The following is a 12020-nucleotide window of genomic DNA, read 5'->3' as shown; positions in this document are numbered from 1 at the left end:
AACTCTTGTTACCAAAACACTAAAAAACAAAAAACTCAATTGTACATTGAGCTTTTTGTAAATCTAAAACCTGACGTCATGAACGGGTTCGAACCGCTGTAAAAGGTTTTGCAGACCTCTGCCTAACCACTCGGCCACATGACTTTCTATTGTCGGGATGCATTAAAATAACATCGACAATTCAAATATATACAAAATCTATAGAATTAATATACTTTTTTATCAAAAAGATTTAAATGCTTTTTAGAAATAATTTTTTTAATCTAGTTCTGCAATAAAAAAAGGCTTAACCTATATTCGGTCACCACTGATAAACAACTACTTAACATCCGAATGGCCCAAACTCATTTCAGGATTTACCTCATCGCGGATTAACTGTTTCAGTTCTTTAATTTCCGGAAAACGCTGCATCTGTTTTCTATCGAAGATCAGCTTTTCGCCTACATACACGGTAAAAACACCCGATGTTTCACTCGGCAACAACGTTACTCCTTTTACCTGATCAACAAAAGTGGTTAAAATTTCTTGCGCCATGTAAGCCGAACGCAACATCCAGCCACATTTAGGGCAATAAGTGATATGTATGAGTGGTTTGTCCATTTTATTTTTTTACAAGAGTAATAAAAAATACAATTGAACAATAATACTATCTTCTTTTTTCCCGGTCGGGTTTGAAAATGAAATAAAAAACGATTACTCCTGCCAATAAAAATACTATGCCTAAAATAAAGTTCAACCGATCATCCATCCCTAAACAACAGCCCCTTCCACAAATGGTTGGCAAAAAACATACAACCTGTGCGGCTATAAAAATGCTACACTGAACAAAATGAACTAAACAAATTAAAGCCCCGATCGTTAATTTTAAAAGAAAAGGATAACTACATCCATAGCTATCCCTTTCCAATTACTCCCGTGTTAGAGGAATTAGTATTACAACATTTAAGCACTTTTTGTTTGCAAAGTCTTGATTATCATACAAGAAAAAAGCGCACTTAGTCAAGAGTCAAAAAGTCGGAGGTCGGAAGATAGTGTGCTTAAAACCTATTCTGCGGTTATCTGCGGGCAACAGCTCGACGTCTTTTCTTTGTGGTTAAAAATTGGAAGAGATCCTGAAACAAGTTCAGGATGACGATCATCTTTAGTGATTAGCCTATGTGTCGGACGCTCTGAATAGTTCTCTGCAGAAAAAATCTGCAACCTGCTCTGTGTACTCCGTGTATTTTTCTTTGCGTGCTTTGCGGTTAAATTGGAAGAGATCCTGAAACAAGTTCAGGATAACGATCATCTTTAGTGATTAGCCTATGCGTCGGACGCTCTGAATAGTTCTCTGCAGAAAAAATCTGCAATTTGCTTTGTGTTCTCTTTGTTTTTCTTTTTGCGTGCTTTGCGGTTAAATTGGAAGAGATCCTGAAACAAGTTCAGGATAACGATCATCTTTAGTGATTAGCCTATGCGTCGGACGCTCTGAATAGTTCTCTGCAGAAAAAAATCTGCAACCTGCTCTGTGTGCTCCGTGTATTTTTCTTTGTGTGCTTTGTGGTTAAAAATTAGAAGAGTTCCTGAAACAAGTTCAGGATGACGATCATCTTTAGTGATTAGCCTATGCGTCGGACGGCGTCTTCTCTTTGCGGTTAAAAAATCCTGAATCCCCACTTTATTTGTCTGTAATGCCCCTGTACGAAGTACAATCTCCGGTTTAACTTTACTTTTATTAAACTCCTAAAGATGAAAAACACCTTAAGTGCAACCGTTACCATTAACCTGCCTATATCGCAAGTCTGGAATTTGTGGACAAGCCCGGCCCACATTGCTATATGGAATTGCCCGAATGACGAATGGACCAATACCCATGTAGAAAATGATCTCCATACAGGTAAAAGCTTCTTATTTGCCATGGCTAAAAAAGACGGCAGTGAAAGCTTTGATTTTCAAGGTACTTACGATGAAATACGCACCTATCAGTTTATAGCCTATACCTTAACAGATGGCCGGAAAACACAACTTACTTTTACGGGCGAAGATCCTGTTACCATCACCGAAAATTTCGAGCCTGTGGCTAATCTTGATTTAGGCATGCAGCAGGCATTCTGCCAATCCGTTTTAGAGCGGTTTAAGCAATACGCACTGTCTGTTTAGGCTTCTTTTTTCTTTTCTTCCACCAGATGATAAAACCGGTAATGGGTAGACTGGCCGCTATCAGGGCAGCGAAAAAAGATACAATTTTATGTGGTAAGCCAAAAAGCCTCCCGGTATGCAAATCGTAATTGGTGGCTTCAATCAAATCGGCTCTGTTAAAATCAGCATAAAGTTTCGACCTTAACATCGCTCCTGTTGCTTCATCATAGAAAAAAGTGTTCTGTTTGCGCGCCCATCGGTAGGGATAGATCATCCGCAAGCGCAGTTCGCCTTTACCGCGAACAGAAAAACTACTCGAAATGGCACCAGGATATTGTTTTTGGGCAGCGGTATAAATTTTATTGTAACGCACAGCTAAAGGATCAATCTGTGCAGGTTTTGGTGCAACTACTGCTTTCCCTTGACTAAGTTTGCTCCCCGTAAAGAAACTCGCCGCATTTTTTACTCCCTTAAAAGCAAAGTATAAGCCGGTTAGTGCCGTTACCAACAGTACGAGCGAGGCATAGAAACCCAAAACATTATGCAAATCGTAGTTTAGGCGCTTAAAAGAAGCTTTGCGTTTAATGGTGAGCGATTGCTTTAATAAACGCATCTGCCCCGGAAACCAAAGTATAAGACCGGTTATGAGCATGATCACAAAAATCACCACCGACCATTGCATGATAAATTCTCCAGTTTTACCCAGCAAAAGCGAGGTATGGATATGCTCTACGATTGCGAGCCAATCTTCTCTACCTTTCTTTACCAGTTCGGCATTGTAAGGATTAAAGTAGTAGGCCGCTCCTTTTTTGGTGGTAATTTCTACGGTTGCATTAGGGAAAGCTTCTTCCATACGGATCAGCCTGATGGGATCTTTAGGCGATAATTTTTCAAAAGCAGTAATCACCCTATCTAAACCCACAAAGGGCTTCTGTTGAAGCCCTACGTAACGAAAATCTTTTTGTGTAAATTCCCTGATCTCTTCTTCAAATACATAAATCGATCCGGTAATAGCAATTATAAATACCACCAGGCCAGTCGCCAGGCCAAGCCATAAGTGAATGTTCCTGATGGTATTTTTTAAATTCTTTTTCTTCATCAATTAAAATGCGTAACCAGCTGAAAGGTTAAACCTGCGTCCATTTCCCCTTACATAATTTACGTTACTGCCATAAAACTGCGATATGGCCGGATAATAAACCTTGTTTAACAGGTTCTCTACACCAAGCGATAACCTTAATGGTTGAGTAACCTGATAAGCTGCCGCTAAGTTAAATAAGTTAAACGCTTTTACCGGCCCCTCACCGATTAAATATTTACCGGCAGCATTTGTTTTAAAGCGATCGCGGTTACCCACTCGCATCCAGTTTACATCTAAAGTCAGGTTTTTAACGCCCGAATATTTGAAGTAAACCGTTGTTTTAGAAGGCGGGATCCGGGTAGTATTGAGGTACACATCTACGTTTCCGTTAAAAGTGCCATCATTATCTACATCCCCTTTTCCTTCTACCTGTGCGTAGTTACCGCCAACGCTTAAATCGCGTAAGACCTGGTAATCGGCCTGGATTTCGAAGCCATATACGCGCTCCGGAATACGCTGAGAAATGTAAGTACCATTTACTTCAAGCAGGTTTGCGCCTAGCTTAGAGGTGCTATAATAATAAGCTGCACTGAAGTTTAACTTACCAACCGTGCTGCTAAAACCCGCCTCGTAATTGTTTACAATAATCGGCTTGGTTTCCAGTTGCGATAAGGTATTGCTTTTGGCTGCCCTTAAAACCCTGCCCAGCTCGAAAACCGAAAACGATTGTGCATAGCTGATAAAAGGGTTAAAAAATTTAAATTTAGAATACCTTGCGCCCGCATTAAATACAAAGGCATTGTAGTTTAACTTTCCACCCTGTACTGCAATACTACCGGCACCGTTTGCACCAGTTGCCAGGGTGTTAAAATCATCAACATCAATATTGATATTTTCGGCCCTTAAACCACCTTTAATGGTTAAATCGTTAAATAATGTAGTCGATGCCTGCAAATACGGTGCAAAGTTAACCATGTTCATGTTAGGCACCCATAAACGTCCGTCGGTTAAACTCTGGGCCGTTTTATCGTTCATTAAATCCAAACCATAATTTAAAGTTACCGGTACATTTGCAGTAAGGTTAAATGGCGTGTTTAAGTTTACCCTTGCACCTTTTTTGGTTGAGGTAATGGCCGATTGACCACCACCAAAAAACGAAGCTGAATTAGAATAAATGGTATAAAAATCCTGGTAATACAAATTGGCTGTTAAATCAGTTTTACCAAAAATCTGCTGACTGGTATATTGTAAATTGGCGTTGTGGTTAAAGCGTGTACCTTCATCAACACCTAAGCGTGTACCATAAACACCAATGGCTGGCGATTGACCATAAACCCCATCTTTGGTGGTGTAAAGCGAATGCTGGCGCGAACTGAAATAATTGTACATCAATTGCAGGCGTTGTTTTGCCGTAAAGTTATACCCTAGTTTTACAAAACCATTATACGATTTGGTTTCACCAAGACCATATTCAGGCGAAATAACCAAACCTTCAGCATCGCGGTATACGCCGGTTTTCTCGTACATACCGCTTACCAGATAGTCGAATTTGGCTACTTTACCATAAAACTGTTGCGAAAAGCGGTAACCAATGGTGCTATCGCCTTTTAAGTTTCCGGTTAAGCCAGCTTGTGTATAACCACCAAAAGCTTTTCCTTTATCTCCGTTTTTAGTAATGTAGTTAATTAAACCACCTTCGGCACCATTACCATAAATGGCAGTAGCGCCTTTAATTACTTCAACACGTTCCACAACCGAAGGATCGATACTGCGGATATCCCTTCCCCCTGCCCTTAGTGGTGTAGACTGCGGAATACCATCAATTAAAACGAGTACATTACGTCCGCGTAAGGTTTGACCTGAGTTACCGGTCTGATTGGTCGAAAAACCCAATCCCGGTACGCTGTAAGAAAGTATATTGGCTAAATTAGGACTAATGGTTGATTGGGTAGACAGCTCCTTCGCAGTTAATACCGTCACCGATGAAGGTGTTTGCGATAAAGATTCAGGTCTTCTGCTGGCCGAAACAATTACGTCGTTTAGATCTGATTGCTGCTCCTTTAAAGTAAAAGTAATAGTGGTAGTATCATTTGCCTTAACCACCACGCTTTGCTCCAACTGGTTATAACCTGTAATCGAAACCCTGATTTGCTGGTTCCCTGCAGGTACAGCATTTAGTTTAAATGCACCCAACTTATCGGAAGTAGTTTTAAGGTTCTGCTTTTTAACCTGGATGTTGGCAAAGGGAATATTGTTGCCTAACGAATCGACTACTTTACCGCGAATGCTTCCCTTTTCGGTTTGCGCAAAAAGTGGTAAGGCTGATAAAATAGAGAGTGTTAGTACAAGTAATCTGAAGTATGTGTGTTTCATTAAAAATAAAATTTCGGCAAAGCTAACATTATTTAGACTCGTTAAAAATAATAAAAGAAAAAAGATTGTTTTAAACTTCCTTTGTTCGCCGCGAATTATTGATATTAGCCAAAAAACTACCTTTTATACGATATGGCTGAAACACAAGCAACTTACGCACTGATTACCGGTGCGAGTAAAGGAATAGGAAAAGCAATGGCTATTGCGCTGGCCAAAAGAAAAGTTAACCTATTGCTTGTTGCCCGCTCCCTTACTGCACTAACTCACTTGCAGGAGGAAATTCAAGCTAGCTACGATATAAAAGTGTTTAGTCTATCAATCGATTTAAGCGAACCAAACGCTGCTTCCGAACTCTATCAATGGGTAGAAAAAAAACAGATCAATATTTCGATACTCATAAACAATGCAGGCTTTGGCCTGTGGGGCAAATTCAGCGAACTGAAGCTTAGCGAACAGCTGGAAATGTGCCAGTTGAATATGAATATGATTACCTCACTATGCCATTATTTCCTGCCCATGCTGCAAAAACAAAAACAGGCCTACATCATGAATGTGTGCAGCACCGCAGCATACCAGGCGGTACCTACCATGGCTGTTTATTCGGCTACCAAAGCTTATGTATTGTTGTTTACCAGGGCCCTAAGGTTCGAGCTGAAAGACAGTCGGGTTTCGGTAACCTGCTTTAGTCCGGGGCCGGTTGATACGGGTTTTGCCGAACGTGCCGGATTGGATGCCTTTAGCAAAATGGCCGAAAAATTTAACATGAAACCCGATGAAGTTGCTGAAATTGCACTCAAAGGCATGTTTGCCAAAAAATCTGAAATTATTCCCGGTTTTACCAATATCATCAGCGTTTACGCCAACCGGATTTTGCCAAAAGCCTTTATTGAGAAAATGGCCGCAGGGATTTATAAGGTTTAACAGTTTTCAGTTAGCAGTTTTCAGTTGGCAATTTCCAGTTAGCAATTTCCAGTTAGCAGTTTCCAGTTAGCAGTTTCCAGTTAGCAGTTAACAATTATCAATAAACAATTTTCAATAAACAATTTTCAAGCCGCTTCAATAATACCACTATACTATCACCATAGATAGCCATTAATGCACTGCAATGCCCCCTCCCATGTAGGCAATTCTTAATGCGGACGTAGTACTGACCGTCATTGCCAGCTTGACTGGCAATCTTAATGCAATAGAAGAATAAATGAGCCATTTTCACAGTCCCTTTAGCACTAACCGTCTTGCCAGCTCGATCCGATAGCTACTGGATGGCAATGCTAATGCTATAAAAGGGTCAATGAACCATATTTGGAAAATTTATAATTAGCGTCATTGAACGTACGGCGGCTCCAGCTTTTCACTGCACCTTCCGTATTAAATTCTGAATCAGCATAAAAAAAACAAAAAAATGAAATAAAATTCTTTGGAATGTTAAAAAAAGATTACGTTTGTATTAAATACTACTAAATCTATAGATTATGTCGAATAAAACATTTTTGTTTTATTTCCTTTCAGTACCGAACCACTCGCCCATGCGAATGTGCTGTTGTTGCGCATAATACTAAATCCAATTTATCTTTTTCCTAAACCTTTAATTTTTTGTCACATGGCAACATCGTATCCAACCTTTACCCTATCCGACCAATTAACAAGCCAACAGCTCGATTTTTTTAATACCCATGGGTTTATCCATTTTAAAAATTTTATTGAACCCGAAACCGTTTCTGCCATTATTGAGGCCGCTAAACAGGTAGAACAAAAATGGCTGCAGCAAGATATCAAGAAAATTAATGGCGTGCCCATTAAATATGGCAAAGACCTTGATGGCTCATCTATTGTGCAACGTTTTGCTTTTATTAACCAGCACCACCAAACTTTAAGCGGTTTACTGCTCGATCCGCGTTTTAATGCGCTGCTTCAACTCGCTGGTGATGGTGCCCGTTTAGGTACAGAAGAAAAAGACGGCATGGTGTTTAACCACTACATTAACGGACCCGAAAGTAAGTTTAGCAAAATGGGCTGGCATACCGATGGCTTACGAGATATATTCTATGGTACCAAACTAAATCCGATGCTGAATGTGGGTATACACCTCAGCACTTTGCAGCCCGAAAATGGTGGTTTAAAAATTATTCCCGGTACCCATAAACAAAGTATTTACCAGATGCTTTTCCGTAAGAAATACTTTTTAGATAACAAACCCGACGCGCAGGAAGTATCGATATTACCACAGGCAGGCGATTTAACCATACACGATGGCCGGCTTTGGCACCGCGTGGCCGAATCATCAGTTCGGGGCGAAGCGAGCAGACGACGCGTAATTTATGTGCCGATTATCGCCGGAAAATACGCCCCTAAAAACGAGAACAGTCCGACTGTATTTTATCAACGCTTTGCCGGAATCGTAAAATAGATTATGCTGTTTGTTTTATTGTTCAGCTACCTGATCAGATCGGGGAAGCTGAAGCGCGCAGCTTTGTTTTTTAAAACAGTGCCCAGAAAAATAGGGCTAAAATTTTATCGCCCGGAAACAGCGCTCATATTCGGATTTATTATAGCAGGTGCTTAAATGGAGTGTAATACTAAAAGAGAAAAAGTGGCTATTGTGCACCAAAAACTTTTTACCGACAGGGAAAGGACGAACATTTTACGCGGTGGAGAGCAAAAACTAATTCTTTTTCTACTGAAAAAGGTTCCCGATTGGGTTACACCGAACTTTATGACAGGTATTGGCATGCTTGGCTCAGTAGTAGTTTTCGTTGCATTTATACTGGCGCACTATTACGGCAATACCTATTTATTAATTGGTATTGGGGGTTTGCTCATTAACTGGCTCGGCGATTCGTTAGACGGCAGGTTGGCTTATTACCGGCACATCCCACGCAAGTGGTATGGTTTTACGCTCGATATTGTTATGGATTGGCTGAGTATTGTACTCATTGGTTTGGGCTATTATATTTATGCTTCGCCCCCCTACAAGGTACTGGCCTTCTTATTTGTGGTATTGTATGGCTGGTCGATGATTATTGCTTTGCTGAGGTATAAAATTACTGGAAACTACCGGATTGATACCGGGCACCTGGGCCCTACAGAACTACGTGTAATCATTTCGCTAATCTTACTGGCCGAAAGCCTGATACCGGGTATTATCGGCTATTTTGCTATCGCTATATGTGCTTTGCTTTTGATTATCAACACGGTTGATACACAAAAGCTACTGAAAGAAGGCGATGCCAGAGACAATACTGAACCAAAACGATGAGCTGGCAATCTGTTAAACTCTTCTTAAAGGCTCAGGTATCAGCATTTTCGGGCGGACTTACGGATTATGGTTTAATGGTGCTCTTAACCGAGCTCCTGCATATTCATTTTACCATTTCTATCATCATTTCAGGATCGATAGGTGGTATGGTAAACTTTTGCATTAACCGTTTCTGGGCCTTTAAAAGTACCGATGGTTACCATGGCAATGCCAGTACCCAGTTTATCCGTTTTTTTATGGTGGTATTGGGGAGCATTTCTTTAAAATCTGCAGGAACCTACCTGCTCCACAGCAGTTTCAATTTAGATTATAAAATTGGCAGGTTATTGACAGACAGTATCGTATCCTATGGATTTAACTACCCCTTAATGATATACTGGGTATTTAAAGCGAATATTATTGCCTGCGAATATGTTGAAGAACAAACACGGGCTTAACTGATAAAAAGCTAAAATTCAGCGCTTAAAACAGGAAAATCGAAGCAAAAATTAGCCATTTGCTTTAAATAACAAACGTTTGCGCTGAAATTGAGGCAATAAAGGTAAAAAGTGATGTCCAGCTCAAACGATGAAGCATAAAAAACTGAACATCTTACCTTTACCTTATTAGTTTAAGATCTTTTTAGGGTCGTTTACTCTATCTGCATTGATCTGCTTTACAATTTCTTCAAAACGCGCTTCTTTAGCCATGTATTTATTCAACAAATCGAGCTGATTTAAGCCCCTAACCAGGTTATGCTCCGGATAACTTGTTTTATAATAAACATCGCCATTTAAAAAGTCGGCAATAAACCTAACCGCCTGCATATAAATCATGAATTTACCAGCGTAAATGAAGAACTGTTTTTCGGCAAAACTTAAAACCGAATCCATTTCTTCCATATATCCTTTATGTATAGCGGCAAAAACATCTTCCCTGATGGCTATTTTATTAAAATCGCGTTCTTCTTCATTGGCCTCAGAAAGGTAAGTACGCATCATATCGCCTACATCACTGATAAAATAGCCCGGCATTACCGTATCTAAATCAATTACACAAAGGCCAACACCTGTTTCTACCTGCAGCAGTACATTGCTTATTTTAGTATCGTGGTGTATCACACGGGGGTTAAGTGCACCGCTATCAACCATGTGTACATATTGTTCTTCAATTTCGTAAAGCTTGATAATTTCTTCAATCGCAAATCTGGCTTCGGCTTTTCTGGCATCACCTGCATTTTCTAAAGCCACTTTAAACTGCTCAACGCGTAGCGGCAGGTTATGAAAATCTAAAATAGTTGGCTTTAATTGATTTACATTGAAAGCGCCCAGCATCCTGGTAAATTTACCAAACTGTTTTGCAGCATGGTAAGCCTGCTCTGGTTCCTGCACAAAATCAACAGAACAAGAGTTTTCTACAAAAGGGAAAATGCGGTAAAAATGATCGTCGATCACAACAAAATCATCACCGTTTAATGCACTAATCGGCGCAACAAATAAATATTTGGGTGCAGTTTGATCCAGATATTTTTTTATTGCCTCAATATTCCGGGCTATGTTTAGGGGCTCTCTAAAAACTTCGGTATTTACCTCCTGCAAAATATAGGCAACACCGTCGCCATAAACTTTCCAGGTATGGTTAATGAGACCAGAGCCAAAAGGTTCTGTTGTTAATTTTTCTACGTTAAGTCCATAAGCACCTAAGACTTCTTGAAACATAAGATGGTATAAATATATATTAATGTGTCAGGCAGGTGTTTTTCCCATCCTGAATAAGTTCTGGTTAAAAATATGCGGGTAATACTTTGCAGTACTACCCGCAAAAAAGGACTAAAATCCGCTATCGTCTAAAGCGAAAGTATTTTTACGGTCTTTCCATTTTCCTTTGGTAAAATCAGGGAATTTTTGTGGCATATTTCCTTCTTTTAACGATTTGGTAGAAAGAGGGGTAATTACACTCATTGTTACTGAATCATATACGTCAATAGGGGTTTGTTTTTTCTGTTTTACCGCCTGGATAAAACCGTTAAATACAAACCAATCCATACCCCCGTGACCAGCGCCTACAGCTTCTGCTTCGTATTTTTTCCAAAGCGGGTGATCGTATTTGGCAAACCAATCGTCAGCTTTATCCCAGGCATGATCTTTCGATTGATGCTCAATGTGTACTCCTTTGGCCACATCCATCCAAAGCCCTTTGGTACCCTGCACCCTGAAACCGATAGAATATGGGCGAGGCAAGTGGGTATCGTGGCTTAACATTATCGTTTCGCCGTTTGCACAGTTGATTAAGGTAGTGGTAACGTCGCCATTTTTATAATTAATTTTAGCATTTGGGTGACCTGGCGACATTTCTTCTACGTAAGCGGCCAAACCTCTGGCTTTCGAACTGAAAGATACCAGACTGGTAAAGCTGTTACCTCTGTTGATATTGGCATATTGCATTAACGGCCCTACACCATGGGTTGGATACAAATCACCATCCTGATCGATGTTGAACTGTGTACGCCATTGTGCCTCGCTTAAAGCTTTCGGTCCGTACTCTACACCACCACCATAATAATCTTTGCCGTTGTTAAATAATACGTTTCTTAAATTGTGCTGATAACCACCTTCTAAGTGCACCAACTCACCAAATAAACCCTGACGAACCATGTTTAAGGCTGCCATTACGTCTCTGCGGTAACAAACATTCTCTAAAGTCATGTAAGGCATTCCGGTTTTTTCAGAAGTATTTACAATATCCCAGTGATCTTGTACGCTTAAACCTGCAATAACCTCGCAACCTACATATTTACCGGCTTTCATGGCATCAACTGCCTGATCACGGTGAAACTGCCATGGGGTAGCAATAATTACGGCATCGATATCTTTACGTTCTAAAAGTTTTTTATAAGCATCTAATCCACCAGTGTATTCGGTAGCCGCAGGTCTGCCTTTTTTAGCAATGTAATTACGGCAAATTTTAAGCGAGCTTTCCTGGGTATCGCAAATCGCTACAATTTCTACATCATCCCTCAAAGCGCCTTCAGAAATATGACTCATTCCACGTGCACCTACACCAATATAACCCACTCTCACTTTTGCACTGTCTGATGATGCGAATAAACTTCCTGTTGGCAGGATGGTTAAACCCGCCGCTGTGACTGCACCACTTTTGATAAAATCTCTACGTTCCATTTGTGTTTTTTATGTTTATTATTTAAGTTTTAAG

The 12020-nt window shown here is 40.2% G+C and carries 10 protein-coding genes and 1 tRNA gene; 5 read left to right on the top strand and 6 right to left on the bottom strand.

Annotated elements, in window-relative coordinates; genetic code table 11:
* Positions 1-73: 73 nt before the first annotated feature.
* A tRNA-Cys gene (locus BLR37_RS17755) sits at positions 74-144 on the bottom strand.
* Between the two features lie 174 nt (positions 145-318).
* On the bottom strand, positions 319-600 hold the full coding sequence (locus BLR37_RS17750) for an Rdx family protein (RefSeq protein ID WP_090770905.1): 282 nt from the start codon (positions 598-600) through the stop codon (positions 319-321).
* Positions 601-1728: 1128 nt separating this feature from the next.
* Here BLR37_RS17750 and BLR37_RS17745 point away from each other — a divergent pair.
* Positions 1729-2139: an SRPBCC domain-containing protein gene (locus BLR37_RS17745; protein WP_090770903.1), complete on the top strand. Its 411-nt coding sequence runs from the start codon at positions 1729-1731 to the stop codon at positions 2137-2139.
* Here the strand turns inward: BLR37_RS17745 and BLR37_RS17740 are convergent.
* Positions 2114-3217, bottom strand: coding sequence for a PepSY-associated TM helix domain-containing protein (locus BLR37_RS17740; protein ID WP_090770900.1), 1104 nt, complete (start codon positions 3215-3217; stop codon positions 2114-2116). The genes BLR37_RS17745 and BLR37_RS17740 overlap by 26 nt on opposite strands.
* A gap of 3 nt (positions 3218-3220) precedes the next feature.
* Positions 3221-5572, bottom strand: coding sequence for a TonB-dependent receptor (locus BLR37_RS17735; RefSeq protein WP_090770898.1), 2352 nt, complete (start codon positions 5570-5572; stop codon positions 3221-3223).
* Between the two features lie 132 nt (positions 5573-5704).
* Here BLR37_RS17735 and BLR37_RS17730 point away from each other — a divergent pair, with 132 nt between their 5' ends.
* From BLR37_RS17730 to BLR37_RS17715, 4 genes are all read left to right on the top strand, one after another.
* Positions 5705-6493: an SDR family NAD(P)-dependent oxidoreductase gene (locus BLR37_RS17730; protein WP_090770896.1), complete on the top strand. Its 789-nt coding sequence runs from the start codon at positions 5705-5707 to the stop codon at positions 6491-6493.
* A gap of 679 nt (positions 6494-7172) precedes the next feature.
* Positions 7173-7979: a phytanoyl-CoA dioxygenase family protein gene (locus BLR37_RS17725; RefSeq protein WP_090770894.1), complete on the top strand. Its 807-nt coding sequence runs from the start codon at positions 7173-7175 to the stop codon at positions 7977-7979.
* Positions 7980-8135: 156 nt separating this feature from the next.
* A complete protein-coding gene (locus BLR37_RS17720; protein ID WP_090770892.1) occupies positions 8136-8828 on the top strand; it encodes a CDP-alcohol phosphatidyltransferase family protein in 693 nt (230 codons plus the stop codon).
* Positions 8825-9265, top strand: coding sequence for a GtrA family protein (locus BLR37_RS17715; protein ID WP_090770889.1), 441 nt, complete (start codon positions 8825-8827; stop codon positions 9263-9265). The genes BLR37_RS17720 and BLR37_RS17715 overlap by 4 nt, the downstream gene beginning before the upstream one ends.
* A 168-nt stretch (positions 9266-9433) precedes the next feature.
* Here the strand turns inward: BLR37_RS17715 and BLR37_RS17710 are convergent, their stop codons facing one another.
* Positions 9434-10525, bottom strand: a complete 1092-nt coding sequence (locus BLR37_RS17710) for a phosphotransferase enzyme family protein (protein WP_090770887.1) — start codon at positions 10523-10525, stop codon at positions 9434-9436.
* A gap of 111 nt (positions 10526-10636) precedes the next feature.
* Positions 10637-11986, bottom strand: coding sequence for a Gfo/Idh/MocA family protein (locus BLR37_RS17705; protein ID WP_090770885.1), 1350 nt, complete (start codon positions 11984-11986; stop codon positions 10637-10639).
* Positions 11987-12020: the final 34 nt, after the last annotated feature.

Origin of the sequence: Pedobacter soli (assembly GCF_900101435.1) — a bacterium.
GTDB lineage: Bacteria > Bacteroidota > Bacteroidia > Sphingobacteriales > Sphingobacteriaceae > Pedobacter > Pedobacter soli.
Note: the sequence above shows the minus strand (reverse complement) of the source record. Positions and strands in the feature narration are given on the sequence as shown.

Coding starts and splice junctions, on each gene's coding strand:
- BLR37_RS17750 (WP_090770905.1), bottom strand. CDS start 600: ATGGACAAACCACTCATACATATCACTTATTGCCCTAAATGTGGCTGG.
- BLR37_RS17745 (WP_090770903.1), top strand. CDS start 1,729: ATGAAAAACACCTTAAGTGCAACCGTTACCATTAACCTGCCTATATCG.
- BLR37_RS17740 (WP_090770900.1), bottom strand. CDS start 3,217: ATGAAGAAAAAGAATTTAAAAAATACCATCAGGAACATTCACTTATGG.
- BLR37_RS17735 (WP_090770898.1), bottom strand. CDS start 5,572: ATGAAACACACATACTTCAGATTACTTGTACTAACACTCTCTATTTTA.
- BLR37_RS17730 (WP_090770896.1), top strand. CDS start 5,705: ATGGCTGAAACACAAGCAACTTACGCACTGATTACCGGTGCGAGTAAA.
- BLR37_RS17725 (WP_090770894.1), top strand. CDS start 7,173: ATGGCAACATCGTATCCAACCTTTACCCTATCCGACCAATTAACAAGC.
- BLR37_RS17720 (WP_090770892.1), top strand. CDS start 8,136: ATGGAGTGTAATACTAAAAGAGAAAAAGTGGCTATTGTGCACCAAAAA.
- BLR37_RS17715 (WP_090770889.1), top strand. CDS start 8,825: ATGAGCTGGCAATCTGTTAAACTCTTCTTAAAGGCTCAGGTATCAGCA.
- BLR37_RS17710 (WP_090770887.1), bottom strand. CDS start 10,525: ATGTTTCAAGAAGTCTTAGGTGCTTATGGACTTAACGTAGAAAAATTA.
- BLR37_RS17705 (WP_090770885.1), bottom strand. CDS start 11,986: ATGGAACGTAGAGATTTTATCAAAAGTGGTGCAGTCACAGCGGCGGGT.